Raw genomic sequence first — 24,237 nt, forward strand, 5'->3', positions numbered from 1 at the left:
TGCATTCTGTGCCCGGGGGATGGCGACTTCCGGCCGGGGTGTCCTGGGCCACTCGTATCGGTGGACTCTGCCCTCATCATGCACAAAGTCGGCATCGACCGATAGTGTTCAGCATTGTCGAACTACGTCAGCAGGAGGCTGCGCGATGGCACGGAACATCCAGTCGCTCGAACGAGCCGCTGCGATGCTGCGGCTCCTGGCGGGCGGCGAGCGCCGGCTGGGCCTCTCGGACGTGGCGTCTTCCCTCGGCCTGGCCAAGGGGACGGCACACGGGATCCTGCGCACGCTGCAGGCCGAGGGTTTCGTGGAGCAGGACCCGGCGTCGGGCCGCTACCAGCTCGGCGCGGAGCTGCTGCGCCTGGGCAACAGCTATCTGGACGTCCACGAGCTGCGGGCGCGCGCCCTGGTCTGGACGGACGATCTGGCCCGTGCGAGCGGGGAGAGCGTGTACGTGGGGGTGCTGCACAAGAGCGGGGTGCTGATCATGCACCACGTGTTCCGGCCCGACGACAGCCGTCAAGTGCTGGAGGTGGGCGCCATGCAGCCGCTGCACTCCACGGCCCTGGGCAAGGTGCTGTCCGCGTACGACCCGGTGGCGCACACGCAGGTCACGGAGGTGGAGCGGGAGGCGTTCACGCCCCGCACGGTCACCGACGGCGCCGGCTTCGAGGAGGTGCTGGGGCTGATCCGGGCCCGGGGCTGGGCCAGCGACATCGAGGAGACCTGGGACGGGATCGCCTCGGTCGCGGCCCCCATCCACGACCGCCGCAGGATGCCGGTCGGCGCGGTGGCCGTCGCGGGCGCGGTGGAGCGGGTGTGCGGGGAGTCCGGGGAGCCGCGGGCGTCCCTGGTGGCGTCCGTACGGGACTGCGCACGGTCGGTTTCGCGCGATCTCGGAGCGGGCCGGTTCTGACCTTGGCGTGACCCCATCGCCCCACCTTGACCACCCAAGAGCCACGCCAAAGTGGCATTTGGGTGGTTTTTGGCGTTTGATGATCACACATTGGCGCGTTTTGTTCGATCGCACCGGCCGGTAACGATCCGGCTCATTGGCCTGGTCAACCCTTGACGCCCGCTTCACCTGGGCGGAAAACTGCCGTTCATCGGTCGGCAATGCCGAACACCTACCGGCAATACGCGTTAGGGTGTGGCAAGGCCAAGGACCGGTGCAGCACTCACCGAGTGCGTGGACCGCCGGAGGGACCCGGCGGCCACCACCCCTGAACGACAAAGGAGTCGCGGGTGTCCAGCTCCGACATCTTCATCGGCGAGACCATCGGTACCGCCCTGCTCACCCTGCTCGGTGGCGGCGTGTGCGCCGCACTGACGCTCAAGAGCTCCAAGGCCCGGGGCGCCGGCTGGCTCGCGATCACCTTCGGCTGGGGTTTCGCCGTCCTGATCGCCGCCTACGTCTCCGCGCCGCTCTCCGGTGCGCACCTCAACCCGGCGGTCACCGTCGGCATCGCGATCAAGGACGGCGCCTGGGGCGACGTTCCGGTCTACTTCGCCGGCCAGCTGCTCGGCGCCATGATCGGCGCGGTGCTGATGTGGCTCGCCTACTACGGCCAGTTCCGGGCACACCTGGCCGACCCGGAGCACATCCGTGACGCCAAGCTCGGCCCCGAGGACCCGCACCCGCACGACGTGGCCGGCCCGGTGCTCGGGATCTTCGCCACGGGCCCCGAGATCCGCAACGTCGTCCAGAACCTGACGACCGAGATCATCGGCACCGCCGTCCTGGTCCTGGCCATCCTGACCCAGGGCCTGCAGGACGACGGCAAGGGCCTCGGCGTCATCGGCGTCCTGATCACCTCGTTCGTCGTCGTCGGCATCGGCCTCTCGCTCGGCGGCCCGACCGGCTACGCCATCAACCCGGTCCGCGACCTCGGCCCGCGCATCGTCCACTCCCTGCTGCCGCTGCCCAACAAGGGCGGCTCGGACTGGAGCTACTCCTGGATCCCGGTCCTCGGCCCCCTCGCGGGTGCCGCGCTCGCCGGCGGTCTGTACAACATCGCGTTCGCCTGATCAGCAATCGGCACCACGGCACCATCCGCACCGCCATTCTGATTCCGCCTACTTCGACACCTGCCAGGAGCAGCCACCATGACCATCAGCACCGGCCCCTTCATCGCCGCGATCGACCAGGGCACCACCTCTTCCCGCTGCATCGTCTTCGACCGTGACGGGCGCATCGTCTCGGTCGACCAGAAGGAGCACGCGCAGATCCTCCCGCAGCCGGGCTGGGTCGAGCACGACGCCGCGGAGATCTGGACCAACGTCCAGGAAGTCGTCGCCGGAGCCCTGTCCAAGGGCGACATCGACCCGGCCGAAGTCAAGGCCGTGGGCATCACCAACCAGCGCGAGACCACCGTCCTGTGGGACCGCCACACCGGCGAGCCGGTCCACAACGCGCTGGTCTGGCAGGACACCCGCACCGACTCCCTGTGCAAGGAGCTCGGCCGCAACGTCGGCCAGGACCGCTTCCGCCGCGAGACGGGCCTGCCGCTGGCGAGCTACTTCGCCGGCCCGAAGATCCGCTGGCTGCTGGACAACGTCGAGGGCCTGCGCGAGCGCGCCGAGGCCGGGGACATCCTCTTCGGCACCATGGACTCCTGGGTCATCTGGAACCTGACCGGCGGCGCCGAGGGCGGCGTGCACGTCACCGACGTCACCAACGCCTCGCGCACCATGCTGTTCAACCTGCACACCATGGCCTGGGACGAGCGCATCGCCGAGTCCATGGAGGTGCCGCTCAACGTCCTCCCGGAGATCAAGTCCTCCGCCGAGGTCTACGGCCACGTCAAGGAGGGCGTCCTCGCGGGCGTCCCGGTGGCCTCGGCGCTCGGTGACCAGCAGGCCGCGCTGTTCGGGCAGACCTGTTTCGCCGAGGGCGAGGCGAAGTCCACGTACGGCACCGGCACGTTCATGCTGATGAACACCGGCGACAAGATCATCAACTCCTACAGCGGCCTGCTGACCACGGTCGGCTACCAGATCGGCGACCAGAAGCCGGTCTACGCGCTGGAGGGCTCCATCGCCGTCACCGGCTCGCTCGTCCAGTGGATGCGCGACCAGATGGGCATGATCAAGACCGCGGCCGAGATCGAGACCCTGGCCTCCTCCGTCGAGGACAACGGCGGCGCGTACTTCGTGCCCGCCTTCTCCGGCCTCTTCGCCCCGTACTGGCGCTCCGACGCCCGCGGTGTGATCGCCGGCCTCACCCGGTACGTCACCAAGGCGCACATCGCCCGTGCCGTCCTGGAGGCCACCGCCTGGCAGACCCGCGAGATCACGGACGCCATGACCAAGGACTCGGGCGTCGAGCTCGCCGCCCTCAAGGTCGACGGCGGCATGACCTCCAACAACCTGCTGATGCAGACGCTCTCCGACTTCGTGGACGCCCCCGTGGTGCGCCCGATGGTCGCCGAGACCACCTGCCTCGGCGCCGCCTACGCCGCCGGCCTGGCCGTCGGCTTCTGGCCCGACACCGACGCCCTGCGCGCCAACTGGCGCCGCGCGGCGGAGTGGACCCCGCGGATGCCCGCCGAGCAGCGGGAGCGCGAGTACAAGAGCTGGCTCAAGGCCGTGGAGCGGTCCATGGGCTGGGTCGACGACGAAGACGCCAGCTGACCGCAGACAGCTCCGGCGCAATTCGACGAGCAAGTAGGAGTCAAGGGATATGAGCAGCCTGCAGAGCGTTCCCACCCTGGGGACGCACCCGACCGCCGGTTCGAACGCGAGCCGCGCCGAGACCCGTGAGCAGCTGGCGAAGGCCACGTACGACCTGCTGGTCATCGGCGGTGGAATCCTGGGCACCTCGGTGGCCTGGCACGCCGCGCAGTCGGGTCTGCGGGTCGCGATGGTGGACGCCGGCGACTTCGCCGGCGCCACCTCCTCGGCCTCTTCCAAGCTCGTCCACGGCGGCCTGCGCTACCTGCAGACCGGTTCGGTCAAGCTGGTCGCGGAGAACCACCACGAGCGCCGGGTGCTGGCCAAGGACGTGGCCCCGCACCTGGTCAACCCGCTCACCTTCTACCTCCCGGTGTACAAGGGCGGTCCGGTGGGCGCGGCGAAGCTGGGCGCGGGCGTGTTCGCGTACTCGGCGCTCTCCGCGTTCGGTGACGGCATGGGCAAGATCATTTCTCCGGCCCGTGCCGCCGCCGACAACCCCGGTCTCAAGACGGACGACCTCAAGGCCGTCGCGGTCTACTACGACCACCAGATGAACGACTCGCGCGTCGCCGTCATGACGGTCCGCGCGGCCGTCGAGTCGGGCGCGGTCGTCCTGAACCACGCCGAGGTCACCGGGCTGCGCATGACGCGCGGCCGGGTCTCGGGCGCCGAGCTCAAGGACCGCCTGGACGGCACCGAGTTCGGTGTGGACGCCCGCGTCGTGCTGAACGCCACCGGCCCGTGGGTGGACCACCTGCGGCGCATGGAGGACAAGCACTCCATGCCGTCCATCCGCCTCTCCAAGGGCGCGCACATCGTGATGAAGCGCAAGTCGCCGTGGAAGGCCGCCATGGCCACCCCGATCGACAAGTACCGCATCACCTTCGCCCTGCCGTGGGAGGACCAGCTGCTGCTGGGCACCACGGACGAGGTGTACGAGGGCGACCCGGCGGACGTGCGCGCCACCGAGGGCGACATCCAGCAGATCCTGGACGAGGCGGCCTTCTCGGTGAAGGACGCCGATCTGGACCGCTCGCTGATGACGTACGCCTTCGCGGGCCTGCGCGTGCTGCCCGGCGGCCCGGGCGGGGTGGAGAAGGCCAAGCGCGAGACGGTCGTCTCCGAGGGCGCGGGCGGCATGCTGTCGGTGGCCGGCGGCAAGTGGACCACGTACCGGCACATCGGCCGCGTGGTCATGGACAAGCTGGCCAAGCTTCCGGGCAGCCCGCTGACCGAGGACATGGAGCCGGTGAAGTCCCTCGTACGACGGATCGCGCTGCCCGGTGTCGCCAACCCGAACGCGGTGGCGCACCGACTGCTCGTGGACCGCGAGCCGGGCTCCCGGATGGACCCGCTGACCGCGCGCCACCTGGCCTCGCACTACGGCTCGCTCGCCTTCGACATCGCGCGCCTCGCGAACGAGGACCCGGCGCTGGCCGAGCGGATCCACCCGGACGGGCCGGAGATCTGGGCGCAGGTCGCCTACGCCCGGGACAACGAGTGGGCCGAGACGGTGGACGACGTGCTGCGCCGCCGTACGACGGTGACGGTCCGCGGTCTGGACAGCGCGGAAGTGCGCGGCCGGGTCGAGGAGATGCTGGCCCGCAAGGCATAGCCGGTGGCGTGAGTGGGCAGAGGGGCGGTTCCAGGGGGAACCGCCCCTCTGTCGTGGGCTGTGGCCGGTGCCTCATCAAGGCTTAGGCTGACCCACGTACACAAGGGAACTTCGGAAGGAGACCTGGGTGATCGAGCTTGAGGGCGTGCCCGAGCTGATCGACCCGGTCATGGTGGCCGCGTTCGAGGGCTGGAACGACGCGGGTGACGCGGCTTCCGGTGCGGTCGCACACCTGGACCGGGAGTGGAAGGGCGAGGTCTTCGCGGCTCTGGACGCCGAGGACTACTACGACTTCCAGGTCAACCGGCCGACGGTGTGGCTGGACAACGGGGTGCGGAAGATCACCTGGCCGACGACCCGGCTGTCGGTGGTCCGCATCGGCGGGACCAAGCCGCGCGACCTCGTGCTGGTGCGGGGCATCGAACCGTCCATGCGGTGGCGTTCGTTCTGCAACGAGATCCTGGGCTTCGCCCACGAGCTGGGCGTGGAGATGGTCGTCATCCTGGGGGCGCTGCTGGGCGACACCCCGCACACCCGGCCGGTGCCGGTCAGCGGGGTGACCTCGGACGCGGATCTGGCGCGGACGATGGACCTGGAGGAGACCAAGTACGAGGGCCCGACCGGAATCGTGGGCATCCTCCAGGAGGCCTGCACCCATGCCGGGGTGCCGGCGGTGTCCCTGTGGGCGGCGGTGCCGCACTACGTGTCGCAGCCGCCGAACCCGAAGGCGACCCTCGCGCTGCTCAACCGGCTGGAGGATCTGATCGACATCCGGATCCCGCTGGGCGAACTCCCCGAGGACGCGCGGGCGTGGCAGCTGGGCGTGGACCAACTGGCGGCGGAGGACTCCGAGGTGGCGGAGTACGTCCAGACGCTGGAGGAGGCGCGGGACACCGCGGATCTGCCGGAGGCTTCGGGCGATGCCATCGCCCGGGAGTTCGAGCGGTACCTGCGGCGGCGGGATCCTTCCGCGGGTGCGGAGTCGGGTGACGGGTCGTACCTGAGGGACACCTCGGGTGGGATGCCGCGGCCGCCGAAGCGGAAGCAGGAGCCGGAGCCGTCCGGGTCCGGGGACGAGCCCCCGGCTCCCCCGGCGGTCGCGCCGGACGAGGACGAGGCGCCTCCGGAGGCGTAGTCCGTGCGGGGGCGGGGCAGGGGTTTTTCTCCCCGCCCCGCCCTTTCGCCGTATCCCGGGGCTCCGCCCCGGACCCCGCTCCTCACAACGCCGGAGGGGCTGGAATTGCCTGACGGCAATCCAGCCCCTCCGGGTACACCCCGCGCCACAGTGGCGCACGGTGCTTACAGGGCCACGCCCAGGAGTGCGTCCACCGTGCGGGACACGAGACCCGGGGCCGACTCGTCGTCGCCGTCGGAGACGAGCTGCCGCTCGACCCAGCGGTCCACCGCCGCGAGGGCGGCAGGGGCGTTCAGGTCGTTGGAGAGGGCCTCGCGGACCTCCTCGACCAGATCGTCGGCCGGGACGCCGTCGGGGCGGGAGACGGCCGCGCGCCAGCGCTCGAGGCGGGCCACCGCCTCCGCGAGGACCGCGTCGGTCCACTCCCAGTCCGCACGGTAGTGGTGCGAGAGCAGCGCCAGGCGGATCGCCGCCGGGTCCACCCCGGCGCGGCGCAGGGCCGATACGAAGACCAGGTTGCCCTTGGACTTCGACATCTTCTCGCCGTGCAGCGCGACCATCCCGGCGTGTACGTACGCCTTGGCCATCGGGAACTCGCCCGTCAGCACCTGGGCGTGCGAGGCGCCCATCTCGTGGTGCGGGAAGGCGAGGTCGGAGCCGCCGCCCTGGATGTCGAAGGTCATGCCCAAGTGGTCCAGGGCGATGGCCACGCACTCGATGTGCCAGCCGGGCCGGCCGCGGCCCAGCGAGCCGCCGTCCCAGCTCGGCTCGCCCGGGCGGGCCGCCATCCACAGCATCGGGTCGAGCGGGTTCTTCTTGCCCGCCCGGTCCGGGTCGCCGCCGCGCTCGGCCGAGAGCAGCCGCATCGCCTCGGCGTCCAGGTGGGACACCTTGCCGAAGTTCGGGTCGGACTCCACCGAGAAGTAGACGTCGCCGTCCAGCTCGTAGGCGGCGCCCGCGTCCCGCAGCCGCTCGACCAGCGGCACGATGCCGGGTATGGCCTCGACGGCGCCGATGTAGTGCTGCGGGGGCAGCATCCGCAGGGCGGTCATGTCCTCACGGAAGAGAGCGGTCTCGCGTTCGGCGAGCTCGGTCCAGTCCTGGTTGTCGCGCAGGGCCCGCTCCAGCAGCGGATCGTCGACGTCCGTGACGTTCTGGACGTAGATGACCTGCCGCTTGGTGTCGAGCCACACGCGCTGCACGAGGTCGAACGCGTTGTAGGTCGCCGCGTGACCGATGTGCGTCGCGTCGTACGGGGTGATTCCGCAGACGTAGATACGGGCGACGGGACCGGGGGCGAGGGTGATCGTCCCTTGGGTCGCGGTGTCGTGGATCTGGAGGTCGCGGCCCTTGCCAGGAAGGGCGGGGACCTCAGAAGCGGGCCAGGCATGCATGACTCGAGACTAACCGGACGGGTGTTCCGAAAACTAACCGGACCTGCACTGTTGTCTTGATCGGCGCTCTTGCGCCATGGCCGGTTCTATGCGTGCGGGCCCGTACGGGACGCTGCCCGCTCAGAGCGTGCGGCGCCCTGCTCAGACGGGCGGCCAGGGGATCGCGGGCCACTGCCCGGAGGGCTGCGGATGCTTCCCGGTGCGCAGCAGCAGGGCCACGCGGGCCCGTACGGCGGCCAGCTCGGCGGCGGTGACCAGTTCGGCCAGTCGGGTGGCGAGGGGCTCTCCGGCGGCCAGTGCGGCCGCCAGGCCGGTCAGGACGGAGGCCGCTTCCTCCGTCAGCGGCTCCCCCGCCCAGCCCCAGAGCAGGGTGCGCAGTTTGTCCTCGGTGTGGAAGGTCACTCCGTGGTCGATGCCGTAGAGCCGTCCGTCGGGAGCGGGCAGCAGGTGGCCGCCCTTGCGGTCGCCGTTGTTGATCACGGCGTCGAGGACGGACATCCGGCGCAGCCGCTCGTCGTCGGCGTGCACGAGGAGCGCGGTGCGGCCCTCGCCGACCTCGGCGAAGGCGACGGGCTTCCAGCCCTCTCCCGCCTCCTCGCCGTCCACGAGCGCGAGGAGCTCGGCCTCCGGGGACTCCCCCGTCTCGATCCACTGCTGGACCATGCCCTCGCCGTACGGTCCGTCGCGCAGCACGGTCGGGGGCACCAGCCCCCAGCCGGTGGCCTCGGAGACCAGGTACGCGGCGACCTCGCGCTGGGCGAGGTTGCCGTCGGGGAAGTCCCACAGCGGACGCTCGCCCTTGACCGGTTTGTACACGCAGTCGGTGCTCGCGCCCCCGTGGGTGACGGTGCACAGCAGGACGGCGTTGGACGCCTCCCGGATCTGGCCGACGACGGTGAGTTCCCCGCGGACCAGCAGCTCCTCCACCTCCCCCGTGCTGTTCACGCCTGGCGCCGGTAGCCGTTCTGGCGCGGGCAGACGTGCCCTTCGGGGTCCAGCGGGAGGCTGCACAGCGGGCACGGCGGCCGGCCCGCGTTGACCACGTCCAGGGCCCGCTTGGTGAAGGCCCGGGCCTGGGCGCCGGTGAGGCGCACGCGCAGCATCGGCGGCCCGTTCTCCTCGTCCTGCAGGAGCCGCTCCTCCGCCTCGGCGAGGTCCTCCTCCGAGTCCGCGTCGAGTTCCACCAGGGCCTGCGCCTCGACGATCATGCGCTGGTCCTCGCCGTCCCAGGCCAGGGCCATGGTGCCGACGCGGAACTCCTCCTCGACGGGGACGTCGAGGGGGGCGGTGTCGGTCGCCTCGGCGGGGGCCACGGCGGGGACGGGAGCGTTGCCCCCGGTGCGCCGTACGACCTCGTCCAGCAGTTCTTCCATCCGCTCCGCGAGCGCCGCCACCTGCGTCTTCTCCAGGGAGACGGAGGTGACGCGGGGGCCGGTGGAGGCCTGCAGGAAGAACGTACGGCGTCCAGGCAGGCCGACCGTGCCGGCCACGAAACGGTCCGGTGGGTCGTAGAGGAACACCTGACGGGGCACGTCCAGTCTCCAAGCGTCGGCAGCAGGGGCAGGGCTGCGCCCATGGGTTGGCCCGTCCACCCTACTGCGCCGTTCGATCACACCGCGCCCGCACCACCCCCTACGACCGCTTCGTCGCCCGCTGCCGCGTCGCCCGGGTCCGGCGCGGCGTCCGGCGACGCGCTCTCGCGGGGGGCGAAGGAGGCGAAGTCGCCGGTGTCGCCGAGCCGGAGCAGGAACGGCCGGGTCGGCGTGTAGCGGATCGCGGTGACCGAGCAGGGGTCGACGTGGATCCGCTGGAAGAGGTCCAGGTGCATCCCGAGGGCGTCCGCGACAAGGGACTTGATGATGTCGCCGTGCGAGCACATCAGGAACACGGCGTCGGCGCCGTGCTCCTCCTCGATCCGCGCGTTCCAGTCCCGGACGGCGTCCACGGCGCGGGCCTGCATGGCGCGCATCGACTCGCCGCCGGGGAAGGCGGCGGCCGAGGGGTGCTGCTGGACGATGCGCATCAGCGGTTCTTCGGACAGTTCGGAGAGTTTGCGGCCCGACCAGTCGCCGTAGTGGCACTCGCCGATCCGCTCGTCGGTGTGCAGCGGGAGACCGGGCCGGGCCGCCAGCAGCGGGGCCAGGGTCTCGGCGCACCGCTCCAGCGGGCTGGTGACGGCGGCGGCGAGGGGCACGGCGGCGAGCCGCCCGGGCAGCGCGGCGGCCTGTGCGGCTCCGTGCTCGTCGAGGGTCACCCCCGGGGTCCATCCGGCGAGCAGCCCTGCGGTGTTGGCGGTGGACCGCCCGTGTCGTACGAGGATCAGCGTGGCCATGGCAGAAGGGTATGCGGTGACGCCGGTGTGCGGTCGGGGCCCGGGCGGGGAACAATGCGCGAGTGATTGTGGACTGCGCCATGTACCGAGAGGGCCGCCGCCTGGAGGCGCCCGACGACTTCTCCGACGCCCTCGACGAGGCGCGGGCCACCGGCGACGCCTTCCTCTGGGTGGGCATGTACGAGCCGACGGAGAAGGAGTTCGAGCACGTCAGCCAGGAGTTCGGGCTGCACCCGCTGGCGGTGGAGGACGCGCTGACCGCGCACCAGCGGCCGAAGATGGAGGTCTACGACGATTCGCTCTTCGTGGTCCTGAAGCCGGTGATGTACGACGACACGTCGGACACGGTGAGCACGGGCGAGCTGATGGTGTTCATCGGCGACTCCTTCGTGGTCACGGTCCGGCACGGCGAGGGGGCCGCGCTGGCCGCCGTACGGCGGCGGCTGGAGCAGGATCCGGAGGTGCTGGGGCACGGGCCGACGGCGGTGCTGTACGCGGTCTCGGACGCGGTGGTCGACCACTACATCGAGGTCGCGGCCGAGCTCCAGGCGGATCTGGAGGAGCTGGAGGCGGAGGTCTTCTCGCCGAATCCCGCGGACAGCAAGAACACCGCCGCCCGGATCTACGGGTTCAAGCGGCAGGTCCTGGAGTTCCGCCGGGCCACGAGCCCGCTGCTCCAGCCCATGGACCGGCTCGCCTTCGGGGACGTGCCCTTCGTGCACGAGCACGCCCAGCCGTTCTTCCGCGACGTCGCGGACCACCTGACGAAGGCGAACGAGTACGTCGAGGGCCTGGACCGGCTGCTCTCGGACGCGCTGGCCGCGCACCTGGCGCAGATGGGCGTCCGGCAGAACGACGACATGCGCAAGATCTCGGCCTGGGCGGCCATGGCGGCGGTCCCGACGATGGTGGCGGGGATCTACGGGATGAACTTCGAGCACATGCCGGAGCTCAAGCACCGCTGGGGCTATCCGCTGGTGGTCCTGGTGATGGTGGCCATGTGTCTGGGCCTGCACCGGATGTTCAAGCGCCGCGGCTGGCTGTAGGCGGGGCGCCGGCGGGCCCGGGCCCGTGCGGTCCTAGGCGAACTCGGGCGCCGAGGTCGGCTTCCCGCCCAGGGGGTCGGTCCGCTCCGGCGGGCTCAGGTCGACCATCCGGTGCCAGCCGCTGAAGCGCTCGTACGCGTACGTCCCGCGGATCCCGGCGGCCAGCGCGGCCGCCTTCGGCGCGGGCCAGGCCAGCAGCCGCCCCATCTGACGCATGACCGCGAGGCTCACGTCGCGGTAGACGGTGATCTCGGCGAGCGCGCACTCGCGCAGCACCCGGTGGATGGTGCGGCCGTGGCCGGCGCGGGCGAGGCGGAGCAGTTCCTCGTGGCAGTAGGCCAGGTGGTTGTCCTCGTCCGCACCGATCATGCGGATGGCCTTGCCGAGTTCGGGATCGTCCCCGAAATGCCGGACGAGCATGATCATCTGGTCGGCGGCGCGCTGTTCGGTGACCCGGCTGTGCGCGAGGTAGACGACGATGTCCTCCTCGCTCAGGTCCCGCTCGCCGCGCAGCTTCTCGTGGCTCAGGCCGATGCCGCGCCGCTCCAGCAGCATCGTGTAGTCGGTCTCCGGCGGGACGGGCACCGGGGGCAGGCCGCGCTTGCGCAGCAGCGCGTTGAAGATCCGGCCGTGTTTGTCCTCGTCGGCGCCGTGCCGGGTGATCTTGGGCGCGAGGTCGCGCATGGAGTCGGGGACCAGGGCCGCGATCCGAGCGTTCTCCCAGCCGCCCTGGGACTCGCCGCCGGCGGCGATGGAGCAGAACAGCTGGAAGGAGGCGTCGTGGTCGACGATCTCCCGGAACAGGCTGCGCGCAGAGAGCATGAGTCGAGTCAAGGGCCGATTCGCGGGCCGGGCAACCGGGTGCGGCGTACGGCTCGGCCGAATGAACGACTGCGACCGGCGGCTCCGGGGGCGTAACCCCACGGCCGCCCCGCGCGTTGTTGGCTGTGTCGGCCGTGGCGGGGAAGACCCCCCGAGCCCCCACCACGGCCGCAGAACTTTTCTCCACTCCGCCCTCGCGCCATCGGGGGGACCCCCAGGCAGGCTTCGGGCGGCTGCGCCGGACTCCGTCCGGCGGCCGGGTCAGGCCAGGCCCGCCCGTTCCATGGCCTCGACGCCGGCCCGCAGGGCGGCGGTCCGCTCCTCCAGGGTGAAGCCGGCCGGGGCGAGCGTCAGGGTGGTGACCCCCGCCTCGGCGTAGGCCCGCATCCCGTCGGCGATCCGCTCGACCGGGCCCAGCAGGGTGGTGGAGTCGATCAGCGAGTGCGGGACCGCGGCGGCCGCGCCCTGCTTGTCGCCGGACAGGTACTTGTCCTGGATCTCGGCGGCTTCCTTCTCGTAGCCCATGCGCTGGGCCAGCTGGTTGTAGAAGTTCTGCTTGCGGCTGCCCATGCCGCCCACGTACAGGGCGGTGTAGGGGCGGAACATGTCGGCGAGCCCGGCCACGTCCTCGCCGAGGGCCAGCGGCACAGTCGGGCAGACGTCGAAGCCGTCCATGGTCAGCCCGGCCTTCTCGCGGCCCGCCCGGATGTGGGTGAGGGCGGTGGCCTCCAGGTGCTCGGCGGCCGGGAAGATCAGCAGGGCGCCGTCGGCGATCTCGCCGGTCTGCTCCAGGTTCTTCGGGCCGATCGCGGCGATGTAGAGCGGGATGTGCTCGCGCTCGGGGTGCACGGTCAGCTTGAGCGGCTTGCCGGGCCCGCCGGGCAGCGGCAGGGTCCAGTGCTCGCCCTCGTAGGACAGCCGCTCGCGGGTCATCGCCTTGCGGACGATCTCCACGTACTCGCGGGTCCGCGCGAGCGGCTTGTCGAACTTCACCCCGTACCAGCCCTCGGACACCTGCGGTCCGGAGACGCCCAGGCCGAGCCGGAAACGGCCCTTGGTGAGCGAGTCGAGGGTGGCGGCGGTCATGGCCGTCATGGCGGGCTGGCGGGCCGGGATCTGCAGGATCGCGGAGCCCACGTCGATCCGCTCGGTCTGGGCGGCGACCCAGGCGAGCACGGTCGGCGCGTCGGAGCCGTAGGCCTCCGCGGCCCAGCAGACGTCGTAGCCGAGGCGGTCGGCCTCCTGCGCGACGGCCAGGTTGTCGGCGTCCATGCCAGCGCCCCAGTAGCCGAGATTGATGCCGAGCCGCATAAGTCGTCCCCTTACCGGTTTACCGATCAGTAACGTAGGTCTGCGGGGACTGTAGCGCGCCCGGCCGTCCCGCGTCAGTGCGGCAGTAGTCTCAGCCCTCATGGAGCAGAGGCATCTCGGCCGCACCGGACTGCGCGTCTCCCGGATCGGTCTCGGCACACTGACCTGGGGCCGGTCGGCGGACGGACCGGACGAGGCGGAAGCGGCCGCGCAGTTGAAGACGTTCTGGAACGCGGGCGGCACGCTCGTGGACACCGCGGACGTGTACGGGGGCGGTGAGGCGGAGTACCTCCTCGGACAGTTGATCGGTTCCGTCGTCCCGCGGCGGGATCTGGTGATCGCGACGAAGGCCGGCGGGGTGGCCGATCCGGACCGCCGCTTCGACGCCTCGCGCGGCCACCTGCTCGCCGCGCTGGACGATTCCCTGGCCCGTCTGGACACGGACTACGTCGACCTCTGGCAGGTCCACGCCTTCGACCCCTGGACCCCGCTGGAGGAGACCCTCCAGGCGCTGGACATCGCCGTGAGCAGCGGCCGGGCCCGGTACGCGGGCGTGTCGAACTTCAGCGGCTGGCAGCTCGCGAAGGCGGCGACCTGGCAGCTGGCGGCGCCGGGTGTACGGACCCGGCTGGCATCGACGCAGATGGAGTACTCCCTGCTCCAGCGCGGCGTGGAACGGGAGGTGGTCCCGGCCGCGCTGGACCTGGGCCTGTCCCTCCTCCCCTCCTCTCCCCTCGGCCGGGGCGTCCTGACGGGCAAGTACCGGGCGGGCACCCCGGCGGACTCCCGGGGCGCCTCGGAGACCATGGCCGCGTTCGTGGACCCCTACCTGGACGAGGCGGCGAGCCGGATCGTGGACGCGGTGGCGACGGCCGCGCACGGCCTCGCGGTGACGCCGCTCCAGGTGTCCCTGGCCTGGGTCCGGGACCGCCCCGGGGTGGCCGCGCCGATCGTCGGGGCGCGCACGTCGGCGCAGCTCGGGGCGGCCCTGTCGGTGGAGGCCCTTAGTCTTCCGGAGGAGATCCGCCAAGCGCTGGACGACGTCTCGGCGCCCGTCCACCGCTACCCCGATCAGGACTGGAGCACCTTGTGAGCGACACCGCCGCCGCGGCCGAACCGGCCGACCCGGCCCGGGAGGACACCCCCGCCGCCGCGGAAGCCGATCGGTCCCCGGCCCCGCAGAACCCCGGCGAACCCGAGGAAGGCGCCCCACGGCCCGATTCCCTGCCGCCCGGCGAAGCGGAAGGCGGCGACGCGGCCGCCGCGCCGACCGGCGAAGCGGCGCACGGTGACCCGCGAGCGGAGACGCCTCCGTCCGACGGAGCCGAGGACGGGGGGACGGGGGCGGAGCCCCCGGTTTCGGGAAGGGGCGGGGTGGGGGAAAGCCCCGCAGAACCCCCGACCGGCAGCGCTGACACGGACGCAGACACAGACGCCGGCCCGGAGGCGGAAGCGGAAGCGGAAGCGGAAGCTGCCGAAGGGGCCGGCGCGGGGGCCGGCCCGGACGCGTCCGCCGAGGCCAAGCCCCAGCTGAGCGAGGCCGCCGCGGAACTGGCCGCCCAGAAGATCGAGCGGGAGCGCATCGCCCGCCGCAAGGCGGAGCGCGAGGCCCCCGTGGAGGCCGGCGCCAAGCTCAGCGGCACGGCCGCCGACCTGCTGGCCGCCGTACGGGCCGTGGAGAGCGGCGCCAAGCCCCCCGCCCGGTTCGACGCACCGGCGCCGCGGAGGACCGTCCCGGCGCCCGCGCCGGAGCGCACCCCGGCCACGGCCCCGGCGCCGGCATCCGCCCCCTCGCCCACGCCGGCCGCGCTGCCCACGCCGGCCGCCGCGCCCGCACCGGCCTCGCCCGACGCCCTCCGGGCCGTCCGCGAGGTTCTCCTCCGGGGTGGCGCCCCCGAGGCCCTGGCCCCGCAGACCACCGCCACCCTCGGCGAGGACGCCGCCGCGCAGCTCGCGGAGTCGCCCTGGCGGCTGCTGGCCGTCGCCGGGGTCCGGCCGACGCAGGCCGACGGGTTCGCCCGCGCCCTGCTCGGCGCCGAGGAGACCGGGCCCGGTGACGAGCGGCGCGCCGCCGCCCTGGTGGGCTGGCTGCTGGCACAGGCCGCCGCCAAGGGCCACACGGTGCTGGAGGCCCCCACCCTGGAGTCGGCTCTCGCCCAGTACGGCGTGCCCGACCCCGCGGAGGCCCTGGAGGCGGCCGTCGGCGAAGGCGCCGCGCTGGCCTTCGAGGAGCCTGTGGGTCCGCCCGTCGGCGAGGACGAGGAGCAGCCCGTACGCATCCTGGTGGGCCTGGAGGGCTCCGCCATGGCCGAGGAAAGCCTCGCCGAGGGCCTGGCCCGGATCGCCAACGCCTTCACGGACCCCGCCGACTGGGACAAGGCCGCCACCGGCGCCGGCGCCGAACTGATCCGCGCCGCCGCCGGGCACGGCCTGGTCACCCACACCGGCGGCGAGGCCGCCCGCGCCGAGCCCCGCGCCCTGCTGGCGGCTGCCCGGGAGTTCGGCCTGCGGGCCTGCCTGGCCGCGCACGCCCCCGCCGAGGGGGCCGTCACCGTGGCGGGCCTGCTGGCCGGCGCCGAGGGCCCGGGGCGGGACGCGGACGGGCAGTTCGCGCTGGACCTGCTGATCGTGCTGGACGCCCCGCAGCTGGACGTGGAGACCGCCGCCGCGCTGGTGGAGTCCGTCCCCGACGGGGCCCGCCTGGTCCTGTCCGGTGACCCGGCCGTGCTCGGCTCCGCGGGCCCCGGCCGGGTCTTCGCGGATGTGCTCGCGGCCCGTGCCTGCCCGCAGCTCGTCTCCCGGATCCCGGACCCGGGCCCGATCGGCGAGCTGGTCTCGGGGATCGGCGTCGGGGAGCTGTACCAGGTCGACGCCCCCGGCAAGGAGGTCGTCATCGTCCCGGTCCGCGACGCCGGGGAGGCGGTGCACCGCACCGTGCAGCTGGTCGCCGAGTCGGTTCCCCGCGCCTTCGGGATCCCGGCGGACGCCGTCCAGGTGATCACGCCGGGCCACGGCGGCCCGGCGGGCACCCGCGCGCTCAACGCGGCCCTCAAGGAGCGGCTGAACCCGGGCCCCGGCCGGTTCCTCGGCTTCGATCCCGGTGACCGGGTGGTCCATGTGCCCTCCGCCGGGCGGGCCTTGCCGGCCCGCGTGGTGTCGGCCGACGCGCAGGGGCTGCACCTGGCCGGAGCCGCGGGCGCGCGGATCGTCGTACCGAAGGAGCGGGTGGAGTCGCAGGTGCGGCACGGCTGGGCCGTGACGGCGCACCAGGCCGTCGGCTCGCGCTGGCCGGCGGCCGTCGTGGTCCTGCCCGGGGACGCGGCTCAGGCCCTGTCCCGGGACTGGGTGTACACGGCCTTCGGGCGGGCCGAGCGGCACCTCTCGGTGGTGCACGGGGTGGACCAGGCCCTGCCGCGCGCGGTCGCGGAGGTCCCGGCGAAGCCCCGTACGACCCGGCTGACGGCTCTGCTGCGGGGCCTCGTCGCCTCGGCCTCGGAGTCGGCACCGGAGTCGGCGCGGTCCGAGTGACGGACGCACCGCGGCCCCCGTCCCGGGTGGGACGGGGGCCGCGGTGCGTTGCGTACGGGGTGTCGCGCGGGGAGGTACGGACCGCGGCCGGACCGGGCTCGGGCCGGGGTCCGGACCGGGATCAGGCCGGGGTCAGGCCGGGGTCAGACCCCGCTCGGCCGGCGCGCCGTCCCCGGCCTCCTCCTCGTCGCCCTCGCCCTCGTCCTCCTCGTCGAAGACCGAGCTGACGTCGAACCGGTGCATGACGTCCTGCGGATCGATGTGTCCGAAGGGCGAACCGAGCCAGTCCCCCGGTTCCGCGACCTCCTCCGAAGCGGCGATCCACAGGGTGGAATCGCCCTCCTCCAGTCCGAAGTCCTTTGCCCGGGAGGCGATTTCGTCGGGCTCGTACTCGCCGAAGAGCACGCCGAGGGCGTCGGCGGTGCCGCCGTCGTGGTCGAGTTCGGCCTCGCGGTCGTGCGCGACGACGCGTTCGGCCTGGGCGATCAGGCGCGCCGGTTCGACGACGGCGTAGTCACGGCGGATGAGCACGCTGAAGGCGGCGGGTTCGGCGGGGCCGGTGTACGGGAGCCCGTCCTCCGGAGTGGGGATCTCGAACGGGGTGACCTCGTCGTAGCGGTCGTAGAGGAGTTCGTCGTACTCCTCGGCGGCGGCGGCGAGTTCGTTGAACGCGGCGTAGACGTCCGGATCATCGTCCCCGATCCTGCTCTCGACCGCGGCGAGGTGACGGTCGAGCGCGGCCTTGACCGCCTCGGCGGCGGCGCGTACCTCGGCAACAGTGGGCAGAGCGGCATCAGACATAGTGCAGACGCTATCCGTAGAGGGGCTCTCACGGCACAATAGATGCGATGCCGGAATACGAATTTGTCGACTTGTACGTGCCCCGTGGGGTTCCACGTCAGGAAACGACCCGCCTGCTGACCGAACACGCCGAGTACGGGCACTGGGAGCTCGACCGGCTGACCCTGCTTCGGGACGGCAGTCGCCGCGTGCGACTGCGCCGCCGGATCATCCGTCAGGTCCGCGCGACCTGGTGACAAGGGCCGGAAAACCCGACAGCCCCGGAGCGCTGGAATGCGCTCCGGGGCCGAGTACTTCAGATGCGTCAGGCGTTGACGCAGGTGTTGCCGAAAGCCGGGTTCAGCAGGCCGATCACGGAGATCGTGTTACCGCAGACGTTCACGGGAACGTGGACCGGAACCTGGACGACGTTGCCGGACAGGACACCCGGCGAACCGATGGCCGCACCCTGGGCACCAGCGTCGGCGACAGCCAGACCCGCACCCGCGAGAACCAGACCACCGGTGACAGCCGCAGCGGCGGCAACCTTCTTGAACATTGTTCCTCCTAGTAGGCAAGCGCGGTCCCAGCCGCGGACCGCACCACCTGTAACGAGGAGGGATCACCGGGGCTACGAGCGTATGAGCGCATTCACTCTTCTCAGTGGTTTCCGCACACCTTCCCGATTCCCGGGCGTTAGCTACGCCCGGCCCGTCCGGAACCCGGCCGCCGCCCGCCTCAGGACTCGTCGATGAACCGGTCGAGCACCCGGACGCCGAACTTCAGACCCTCCACCGGCACCCGCTCGTCCACGCCGTGGAACATCCCGGCGAAGTCCAGCTCCGGCGGGAGCTGGAGCGGAGCGAAGCCGAAGCAGCGGATGCCGAGGTCGTCGAAGGACTTGGCGTCCGTACCGCCGGAGAGCATGTACGGGACCGCGCGGGCGATCGGGTCGTGCGCCTTCAGGGCGGTCTGCATGGCGTCCACGAGCTTGCCGTCGAAGCCCGTCTCCAGCGCCTTGTCCGCGTGGACGTCCTCGCGCTTCACGCGCGGCCCGAGGATCCGGTCGAGGTCGGCGAAGAACTCCTCCTCGTAGCCCGGCAGGAAACGGCCGTCCACGTGGGCGGTGGCCTGGCCGGGGATGACGTTGACCTTGTAGCCGGCGCCGAGCATGGTCGGGGCGGCGGAGTTGCGCAGGGTCGCGCCGACCATCTTGGCGATGCCGCCGAGCTTGACGAGCGTGGCGTCCATGTCGTCCGGGTCGAGCGGGGTGCCCAGCGCGTCCGAGAGCTCGTCCAGGAAGTGCCGGACGGTCTTGGTGACCCGTACCGGCCAGGTGTGGCGGCCCAGGCGCCCGACGGCCTCGCAGAGCTCGGTGATGGCGTTGTCGTTGTTGGTCATCGATCCGTGGCCGGCGGTGCCCTCCACCGTCAGGCGCATCCAGTGCATGCCCTTCTGGGCGGTCTCCACCAGGTACAGCCGCAGGTTCTCGTTCACGGTGAAGGAGAAGCCGCCGACCTCGCCGATCGCCTCCGTCACCCCCTCGAAGAGCCCGGGGTGCTTGTCGACGAGGTACCGGGCGCCGTAGGTGCCGCCCGCCTCCTCGTCGGCGAGGAAGGCCAGCACGATGTCGCGCGGGGGCTTGCGGCCGCTGCGCATGCGGTCGCGCACGACGGCCAGCGTCATCGCGTCCATGTCCTTCATGTCGACCGCGCCGCGGCCCCATACGCAGCCGTCGGCGATCTCGCCCGCGAAGGGGTCGTAGGTCCAGTCGGCGGCGTTGGCCGGAACCACGTCGGTGTGCCCGTGGATCAGCAGCGCCGGCCGAGAGGGGTCCTCGCCCTCGATCCGCGCCACGGTCGAGGCGCGCCCCTTGTGCGATTCGAAGATCTGCGGCTCCAGCCCGACCTCGGCGAGCTGCTCGGCGACCCACTCGGCCGCCTTGCGCTCGCCGGGTCCCGAGTGGTCCCCGTAGTTGCTGGTGTCGATCCGGATGAGGTCCCGGCAGAGGCCGACGACCTCGTCCTCGCCGGAGACGGTCCTGCCCGCGCCCGATTCGCTCACGCTGCTTCCTCCCACTGATCAGTTCCGAACTGCCTCCATCCTCGCCCCCCGGGCCGCTTCCCCCAAGGGCGATCCCCGGCCGCAGGGGGGTGTGATCGAGGACCCCGGAATGTTTGGTAATGTTTTCCACGTCGGAACGGCCCGCGAGGGACGCGAGACAGACACCTTGTCCGGGTGGCGGAATGGCAGACGCGCTAGCTTGAGGTGCTAGTGCCCTTTATCGGGCGTGGGGGTTCAAGTCCCCCCTCGGACACCAAGCGAAAACCCCACTTCACGTGGGGTTTTCTGCGTTTGGCGGCAGCTTCGGCGCGGAACGTCCTGGTGGGCGGTTCGGGATATTCTGTCCGGGTGAACGAGAATCTTCCCCCTTGTCCGAAATGTTCCTGCGCGTACACCTACGAGATGAACGCGCTCGTGGTGTGCCCCGAGTGCGGGCACGAGTGGGTGCCCGCCGAGAGTGACGCCGAGGGCGGCGGGGACAGCGGTGAGCAGGTCGTGAAGGACGCCGTCGGGAACGTGCTGAGCGACGGCGACACCGTGACCGTCGTCAAGGCGCTCAAGGTCAAGGGCAGCCCCTCCGGGATCAAGGCCGGCACCAAGGTGCGCAACATCCGGCTCATCGACGGCGTCGACGGGCACGACATCGACTGCAAGATCGACGGCTTCGGAGCCATGCAGCTGAAGTCCGGCGTGGTCAAGAAGGCCTGATCCGCGCCCGCGTACGGAGAAGCAGGAGAGGGGCCCCGCCGCGGCGGGGCCCCTCTCCTGTTGCGTACGTCCGGTACGGGTCAGCCGCGCGGGGCCGGGACGGCGGCCTCGGCGGACTCCGCCGCCTGGTCGAGGCGGAAGGCCTCGTTGCCCAGGCCGATGCGGGCGTGCGCCGCGGGGCGGCGGGAGCGCAGGAAGAGGCCGTACGCCAGGCCCACGAGGGCGGCGGCGGCGATGATGCCGGGCAGGGCCCAGCTCAGCGCGGAGCCCTCCGCGGCGCCGACCAGGACGCCGAAGTCCTTGACCGTGTAGACGGCGATGGCGAGCAGGGCGAGGCCGGCGAGGCCCGCCGAGCCGAGCCGCCAGACCTGGGCGCCGGCGGTGCCGCGGCGGACGAAGAAGGCGATGACCGCGAAGGAGGCGGTGGCCATGAGGAGGGTGATGCCGAGGGCGCCGACGTTGCCCATCCAGGTGAACAGGCGCAGGACGGGCACGGTCGGGTCCCCGGCCGGTGTGTCGTCGGTGAACGCGAAGGCCAGCACGACCACGGCGGAGATCACGGTCTGCAGGAGCGAGCCGGTGGCGGGGGCGCCGGTGCCCGCGTTGGTGCGGCCGAAGGCGGCCGGGAGCAGGCCCTCGCGGCCCATGGCGAAGGCGTAGCGGGCGACGACGTTGTGGAAGCTGAGCATCGCCGCGAACATGCCGGTCACGAACAGGAAGTGCAGGACGTCCGTGAAGGTGGTGCCCAGGCGGCTCTCGGCGAGCTGGAAGAGCAGGCCGGGGCCGGCCTCGGCGGAGGCCTTGACCACCTCGCCGGGGCCGGTGGCCACGGACAGGGCCCAGGCGCTGAGGGCGAAGAAGAGCGCGACGAAGCCGACGGCGAGGAACATCACCCGGGAGACGACGATGTGCGGCTTGCTGGTCTCCTCCGCGTACACCGGGGACTGCTCGAAGCCGACGAAGGCGGCGATGCAGAAGCACAGGGCGGTGCCGAGGCCCGCGCCGGTGAGGGTCTCGGGGTTGAAGGCGTGCAGGGAGAGGCCTTCGGGGCCGGGCTTGCCGATGGCGGCGACGTCGAAGACGACGACGAGCAGGACCTCGATGAGCAGGAGGACGCCGAGGACCTTGGCGTTGAGGTCGATCTTGAGCCAGCCGAGGGCGCCGGTGAGGACGACGGCGGTCAGGGCCGGTATCCACCAGGCCAGTTCGGTGTCGAGGTAGGTGGCGAAGAGGCCGGAGATCTCGAAGCCGAGGATGCCGTAGACGCCGACCTGCATGGCGCTGTAGGCGACGAGGGCGACGAACGAGGCGCCGGCGCCCGCGGTGGGGCCGAGGCCGCGCGCGATGTAGGCGTAGAAGGCGCCGGCGTTGTGGACGTGCCGGCTCATCTCGGCGTAGCCGACGCTGAAGAGGGCGAGGACGGCGCCGAGGATCACGAACAGCAGGGGCTGTCCGACGATGCCCATGACCCCGAAGGTCGTGGGCATGACGCCCGCGACGACCATCAGGGGCGCGCTCGCGGCGAGCACGGAGAGCAGCAGGCCCGCGGTGCCGAGGCGGTCGGCGCGCAGGGCGCGGTCCTGGCCCTTGTACGTACGGATCTCGGCCTGGCCGGCCGGGTCGGTGAGCGTGGTGGATCTGCCCGTCGGCATGGCGGGGCGTCCTTTCGGGGCGGGGACTGAGCGGCACTTGCTGAGCGGTACTGGCGAAGCGGTACTGGCGGAGCGGGGCGTACTGAGCGGTACTGACGAGCGGGACCTGCCGAGCCGGACGTGCGCGGTGGCGGCCGGGCCGGGGGTGGGTCAGGCGGTGCCGAGCGCGGCGCTGCGTGCGGCGAGGAAGGCCTTGTGCGGGTCACGGTCCGGGTAGGACCACGGGGCCTGGGTGGCGTGGCTGCCGATGCGCTGGAAGAGGGCGGCCGCCTCCGCGGGGCGGCCCTCGCAGAGCTTGGCGTGGGCGAGGAAGTTGAGGTCCACCCGGTTGCGGGGGTGGTCCTCGCGCTCCCACTCCAGCCACCAGTCGAAGGCGGAGCGCAGCACCTGGCGGGCGCGGCGCCCGGACCAGTGCTCGGCTCCGGCGTCCGGGCCGTGGCCCTGCCCGGCGGCGAGGACGCGGTAGCGCTCGGCGTGGGCGATGACGGGGAGGACGGCGAGCGGGGAGTCGGCCGGGGACTCCTCGGCGGCCCAGGCGGCGAAGTCGTAGACCTCGTGGAGCGGGTCGCGGCCGGCGGCCGGGGCCCGCTCGGCCAGCCGGGAGACCATCAGGTGGTGGGCGTGGTGGTGTTCGCGGTGGCGGGCCCTGACCTGGTCGAAATGGCGGCTGAACTCCTCTTCGGTGCCGAAGGCGCGGGTGAGGAGCAGCAGGCCGAGCCAGGGGGTGGGGTCGGCCGGGAGCAGGGCCGCGGCGCGGCGGCAGGCCTCCTCGGCGGCCTCGGGGGTGCCCTTGCGGCGCAGGGCGCCGAAGACGGACGCACAGGCGAGGAGGGTGACGGCGTCGGCGCTCTCCGGTTCGGCGAGGAGCCACTCGCGCGCCCACGCGGTCGCGGCCGGGGTTTCGGCGAGGACCACGAGGCGGTGCCCTCGGCGGTCCCAGTCGTCTCCCGTGGCGACGAGGAGGGAACGGGCCTTGGCCCAGCGGCCCTGGGTGAACTGGGCTCGGACGTCGACGAGTTCCAGGTCGCAGAGGGCGGGGTCGAAGAGCTGGGCGTCCCGCTTGCGGGCGCGGCCGAGGGGCGGCGGAGGGGGCGACATCCGCGGGTTTCCCTCCAGGACGCGGGCAGTTGGACGGTGTGGCCGGAAGATCACGCACAGCAAAGCGGTACGCACAGCTCCGCGTCAAGGTCCAGTCCACTGCGTGGCTCGTTTCAACTGGTCTTTCACACGGGTGAGTTGATGGGGTTGTTCCGGTTCGCGGCGGGTTGTCGGCAGGCCGGGGCCGCCCTCGGGCCGGATCGCGCGCAGGGTCGTAGGCTGGCCGCCATGACGGCCTACGAGGATCTCCCGCCCATCGAGTTCGCCTTCCCGGGTCCGCTGCGGGACGCGCTGGTGGCGGCCGTGCTGAGCGGCGCCAAGACCACGACCACGGCCGTCCTGGCCGACTACGAGGCGGCGGGGGACCCGCTGCCCGTGGCGGGCGAGCGGATGGTGATCGTGGACTCCGCCGGGCGTCCGGTGGGCGTCCTGGAGGTGACGGACGTAAGGATCCTGCGGCTGGCGGACGTGGACCTGCGGCACGCGCTGGACGAGGGCGAGGGATTCACGTCAGTGGCCGAATGGCGCTCCGGGCACGAGGATTTCTGGCACGGTCCGCAGATGCGGGAGGCCCTCGGCGACCCGCACTTCACGGTCGACGACGACACCCCGGTCGTGGCGGAGCGGTTCCGCCTGGTGACCCGGCTGCCCTGAGCGCGGGCCCGCCGCCCCTGGGCGCGGGCCGCTGCCCGGCGCGGGCCGGGTACGACGACGGCAGGGCCCGGACCGCGCGTCGCGGTCCGGGCCCTGGCCCGTGCTGCGCCGCCCTGCGGCGGCGGTGCTTCAGCTCTGCGCGGTGGCGTCGCCCGCCTGGGCGTCGCCCTCGGCCGCGCCCGCCTTCTCGCGCATCTTGCGCAGCAGCTCGGCCTTCCGGTCGGCCGCGCCGCTGCGGTCGAGGTTGCGGTGCGGGCCGTTGTTCTGGCGTTCGGCGCGCGACTGCCGCTTGCGCTGGCCGCCGCCCTGGCCCACGGGGTTGTTGATGTTCTTGCTGACGGTCATGACAAAGACGGTACCCCGTCCCGTCGGCCCCGCGGACCACCCCTTGTGCCGCCCCGGCAGCGGCCGCCCCGGCAGCGCCCG

The 24,237-nt window shown here is 72.2% G+C and carries 23 protein-coding genes and 1 tRNA gene; 12 read left to right on the forward strand and 12 right to left on the reverse strand.

Going from position 1 to position 24,237, the window contains the following annotated elements; all coding sequences use genetic code 11:
• Positions 1-145 precede the first annotated feature (145 nt).
• From ACFYYB_RS25130 to ACFYYB_RS25150, 5 genes are all read left to right on the forward strand, one after another.
• Positions 146-913, forward strand: a complete 768-nt coding sequence (locus ACFYYB_RS25130) for an IclR family transcriptional regulator (RefSeq protein ID WP_388504002.1) — start codon at positions 146-148, stop codon at positions 911-913.
• 329 nt (positions 914-1,242) lie between these two features.
• Positions 1,243-2,025: an MIP/aquaporin family protein gene (locus ACFYYB_RS25135; protein WP_266910116.1), complete on the forward strand. Its 783-nt coding sequence runs from the start codon at positions 1,243-1,245 to the stop codon at positions 2,023-2,025.
• A 78-nt stretch (positions 2,026-2,103) separates the two neighbouring features.
• A complete protein-coding gene (gene glpK, locus ACFYYB_RS25140; RefSeq protein WP_389437556.1) occupies positions 2,104-3,630 on the forward strand; it encodes a glycerol kinase GlpK in 1,527 nt (508 codons plus the stop codon).
• Between the two features lie 49 nt (positions 3,631-3,679).
• Positions 3,680-5,287 (forward strand): FAD-dependent oxidoreductase, encoded by a 1,608-nt coding sequence (locus ACFYYB_RS25145; protein ID WP_389437557.1) that lies wholly within the window; start codon positions 3,680-3,682, stop codon positions 5,285-5,287.
• A 127-nt stretch (positions 5,288-5,414) separates the two neighbouring features.
• Positions 5,415-6,422, forward strand: a complete 1,008-nt coding sequence (locus ACFYYB_RS25150) for a PAC2 family protein (protein WP_389437558.1) — start codon at positions 5,415-5,417, stop codon at positions 6,420-6,422.
• Between the two features lie 164 nt (positions 6,423-6,586).
• On the opposite strand, the gene mshC is transcribed toward ACFYYB_RS25150, so the two are convergent.
• The 4 genes from mshC to ACFYYB_RS25170 form a co-directional block, all read right to left on the reverse strand.
• Complete coding sequence (gene mshC, locus ACFYYB_RS25155; protein WP_389437559.1) at positions 6,587-7,816, reverse strand: cysteine--1-D-myo-inosityl 2-amino-2-deoxy-alpha-D-glucopyranoside ligase; 1,230 nt, start codon at positions 7,814-7,816, stop codon at positions 6,587-6,589.
• A gap of 141 nt (positions 7,817-7,957) precedes the next feature.
• On the reverse strand, positions 7,958-8,794 hold the full coding sequence (locus tag ACFYYB_RS25160) for an SCO1664 family protein (protein ID WP_389437897.1): 837 nt from the start codon (positions 8,792-8,794) through the stop codon (positions 7,958-7,960).
• Complete coding sequence (locus tag ACFYYB_RS25165; RefSeq protein WP_243333987.1) at positions 8,758-9,348, reverse strand: DUF3090 domain-containing protein; 591 nt, start codon at positions 9,346-9,348, stop codon at positions 8,758-8,760. Before ACFYYB_RS25165 ends, ACFYYB_RS25160 begins: the two co-directional genes overlap by 37 nt.
• A 77-nt stretch (positions 9,349-9,425) precedes the next feature.
• On the reverse strand, positions 9,426-10,148 hold the full coding sequence (locus tag ACFYYB_RS25170; protein ID WP_389437565.1) for a histidine phosphatase family protein: 723 nt from the start codon (positions 10,146-10,148) through the stop codon (positions 9,426-9,428).
• A gap of 62 nt (positions 10,149-10,210) precedes the next feature.
• Between ACFYYB_RS25170 and corA the strand changes: the two genes are divergently transcribed.
• A complete protein-coding gene (gene corA / locus ACFYYB_RS25175) occupies positions 10,211-11,194 on the forward strand; it encodes a magnesium/cobalt transporter CorA (protein ID WP_389437569.1) in 984 nt (327 codons plus the stop codon).
• Positions 11,195-11,227: 33 nt separating this feature from the next.
• On the opposite strand, the gene ACFYYB_RS25180 is transcribed toward corA, so the two are convergent.
• Positions 11,228-12,016: a ferritin-like domain-containing protein gene (locus ACFYYB_RS25180; RefSeq protein WP_389437571.1), complete on the reverse strand. Its 789-nt coding sequence runs from the start codon at positions 12,014-12,016 to the stop codon at positions 11,228-11,230.
• Between the two features lie 261 nt (positions 12,017-12,277).
• Positions 12,278-13,327 (reverse strand): LLM class F420-dependent oxidoreductase, encoded by a 1,050-nt coding sequence (locus tag ACFYYB_RS25185; protein WP_389437574.1) that lies wholly within the window; start codon positions 13,325-13,327, stop codon positions 12,278-12,280.
• Positions 13,328-13,427: 100 nt separating this feature from the next.
• Here ACFYYB_RS25185 and ACFYYB_RS25190 point away from each other — a divergent pair, with 100 nt between their 5' ends.
• Together ACFYYB_RS25190 and ACFYYB_RS25195 are read left to right on the forward strand one after the other, a co-directional pair.
• Positions 13,428-14,420, forward strand: a complete 993-nt coding sequence (locus ACFYYB_RS25190) for an aldo/keto reductase (protein WP_389437576.1) — start codon at positions 13,428-13,430, stop codon at positions 14,418-14,420.
• On the forward strand, positions 14,417-16,855 hold the full coding sequence (locus tag ACFYYB_RS25195) for a helix-hairpin-helix domain-containing protein (RefSeq protein ID WP_389437578.1): 2,439 nt from the start codon (positions 14,417-14,419) through the stop codon (positions 16,853-16,855). The genes ACFYYB_RS25190 and ACFYYB_RS25195 overlap by 4 nt, the downstream gene beginning before the upstream one ends.
• A 132-nt stretch (positions 16,856-16,987) precedes the next feature.
• Here ACFYYB_RS25195 and ACFYYB_RS25200 read toward each other — a convergent pair whose 3' ends face one another.
• A complete protein-coding gene (locus tag ACFYYB_RS25200) occupies positions 16,988-17,656 on the reverse strand; it encodes a hypothetical protein (RefSeq protein WP_389437579.1) in 669 nt (222 codons plus the stop codon).
• Positions 17,657-17,703: 47 nt separating this feature from the next.
• Here ACFYYB_RS25200 and ACFYYB_RS25205 point away from each other — a divergent pair, with 47 nt between their 5' ends.
• Positions 17,704-17,892, forward strand: a complete 189-nt coding sequence (locus ACFYYB_RS25205) for a DUF5703 family protein (RefSeq protein ID WP_243333977.1) — start codon at positions 17,704-17,706, stop codon at positions 17,890-17,892.
• A gap of 68 nt (positions 17,893-17,960) precedes the next feature.
• On the opposite strand, the gene chpH is transcribed toward ACFYYB_RS25205, so the two are convergent.
• Positions 17,961-18,194, reverse strand: a complete 234-nt coding sequence (chpH, locus tag ACFYYB_RS25210) for a chaplin ChpH (RefSeq protein ID WP_243333973.1) — start codon at positions 18,192-18,194, stop codon at positions 17,961-17,963.
• Between the two features lie 179 nt (positions 18,195-18,373).
• Positions 18,374-19,699: a M20/M25/M40 family metallo-hydrolase gene (locus ACFYYB_RS25215; RefSeq protein ID WP_389437580.1), complete on the reverse strand. Its 1,326-nt coding sequence runs from the start codon at positions 19,697-19,699 to the stop codon at positions 18,374-18,376.
• A gap of 168 nt (positions 19,700-19,867) precedes the next feature.
• Here ACFYYB_RS25215 and ACFYYB_RS25220 point away from each other — a divergent pair.
• Together ACFYYB_RS25220 and ACFYYB_RS25225 are read left to right on the forward strand one after the other, a co-directional pair.
• Positions 19,868-19,955, forward strand: a tRNA-Leu gene (locus tag ACFYYB_RS25220).
• 92 nt (positions 19,956-20,047) lie between these two features.
• Entirely contained in the window at positions 20,048-20,407 is a 360-nt protein-coding gene (locus ACFYYB_RS25225; protein WP_389437581.1) for a zinc ribbon domain-containing protein YjdM, read from the forward strand.
• 80 nt (positions 20,408-20,487) lie between these two features.
• Here the strand turns inward: ACFYYB_RS25225 and ACFYYB_RS25230 are convergent, their stop codons facing one another.
• Both ACFYYB_RS25230 and ACFYYB_RS25235 read right to left on the reverse strand, forming a co-directional pair.
• Positions 20,488-22,059 (reverse strand): APC family permease, encoded by a 1,572-nt coding sequence (locus tag ACFYYB_RS25230; RefSeq protein ID WP_389437582.1) that lies wholly within the window; start codon positions 22,057-22,059, stop codon positions 20,488-20,490.
• 150 nt (positions 22,060-22,209) lie between these two features.
• Positions 22,210-23,157 (reverse strand): hypothetical protein, encoded by a 948-nt coding sequence (locus ACFYYB_RS25235; RefSeq protein ID WP_389437584.1) that lies wholly within the window; start codon positions 23,155-23,157, stop codon positions 22,210-22,212.
• Positions 23,158-23,385: 228 nt separating this feature from the next.
• Between ACFYYB_RS25235 and ACFYYB_RS25240 the strand changes: the two genes are divergently transcribed.
• Positions 23,386-23,811: an ASCH domain-containing protein gene (locus tag ACFYYB_RS25240; protein ID WP_389437586.1), complete on the forward strand. Its 426-nt coding sequence runs from the start codon at positions 23,386-23,388 to the stop codon at positions 23,809-23,811.
• A gap of 129 nt (positions 23,812-23,940) precedes the next feature.
• On the opposite strand, the gene ACFYYB_RS25245 is transcribed toward ACFYYB_RS25240, so the two are convergent.
• Positions 23,941-24,156: a DUF6243 family protein gene (locus ACFYYB_RS25245; protein ID WP_389437587.1), complete on the reverse strand. Its 216-nt coding sequence runs from the start codon at positions 24,154-24,156 to the stop codon at positions 23,941-23,943.
• Positions 24,157-24,237: the final 81 nt, after the last annotated feature.

The sequence above is a fragment of the Streptomyces sp. NPDC002886 genome (genome assembly GCF_042888445.1).
In the GTDB taxonomy this organism is placed as follows: domain Bacteria; phylum Actinomycetota; class Actinomycetes; order Streptomycetales; family Streptomycetaceae; genus Streptomyces.

Bases quoted from the DNA above. Each gene is read 5' to 3' on its own strand.
- ACFYYB_RS25190 (WP_389437576.1), top strand. From the start codon at position 13,428: ATGGAGCAGAGGCATCTCGGCCGCACCGGACTGCGCGTCTCCCGGATC.
- ACFYYB_RS25235 (WP_389437584.1), bottom strand. From the start codon at position 23,157: ATGTCGCCCCCTCCGCCGCCCCTCGGCCGCGCCCGCAAGCGGGACGCC.
- glpK (WP_389437556.1), top strand. From the start codon at position 2,104: ATGACCATCAGCACCGGCCCCTTCATCGCCGCGATCGACCAGGGCACC.
- chpH (WP_243333973.1), bottom strand. From the start codon at position 18,194: ATGTTCAAGAAGGTTGCCGCCGCTGCGGCTGTCACCGGTGGTCTGGTT.
- ACFYYB_RS25230 (WP_389437582.1), bottom strand. From the start codon at position 22,059: ATGCCGACGGGCAGATCCACCACGCTCACCGACCCGGCCGGCCAGGCC.
- ACFYYB_RS25205 (WP_243333977.1), top strand. From the start codon at position 17,704: ATGCCGGAATACGAATTTGTCGACTTGTACGTGCCCCGTGGGGTTCCA.
- ACFYYB_RS25245 (WP_389437587.1), bottom strand. From the start codon at position 24,156: ATGACCGTCAGCAAGAACATCAACAACCCCGTGGGCCAGGGCGGCGGC.
- mshC (WP_389437559.1), bottom strand. From the start codon at position 7,816: ATGCATGCCTGGCCCGCTTCTGAGGTCCCCGCCCTTCCTGGCAAGGGC.
- ACFYYB_RS25180 (WP_389437571.1), bottom strand. From the start codon at position 12,016: ATGCTCTCTGCGCGCAGCCTGTTCCGGGAGATCGTCGACCACGACGCC.
- ACFYYB_RS25145 (WP_389437557.1), top strand. From the start codon at position 3,680: ATGAGCAGCCTGCAGAGCGTTCCCACCCTGGGGACGCACCCGACCGCC.
- ACFYYB_RS25170 (WP_389437565.1), bottom strand. From the start codon at position 10,148: ATGGCCACGCTGATCCTCGTACGACACGGGCGGTCCACCGCCAACACC.
- ACFYYB_RS25130 (WP_388504002.1), top strand. From the start codon at position 146: ATGGCACGGAACATCCAGTCGCTCGAACGAGCCGCTGCGATGCTGCGG.
- ACFYYB_RS25185 (WP_389437574.1), bottom strand. From the start codon at position 13,327: ATGCGGCTCGGCATCAATCTCGGCTACTGGGGCGCTGGCATGGACGCC.
- ACFYYB_RS25240 (WP_389437586.1), top strand. From the start codon at position 23,386: ATGACGGCCTACGAGGATCTCCCGCCCATCGAGTTCGCCTTCCCGGGT.
- ACFYYB_RS25200 (WP_389437579.1), bottom strand. From the start codon at position 17,656: ATGTCTGATGCCGCTCTGCCCACTGTTGCCGAGGTACGCGCCGCCGCC.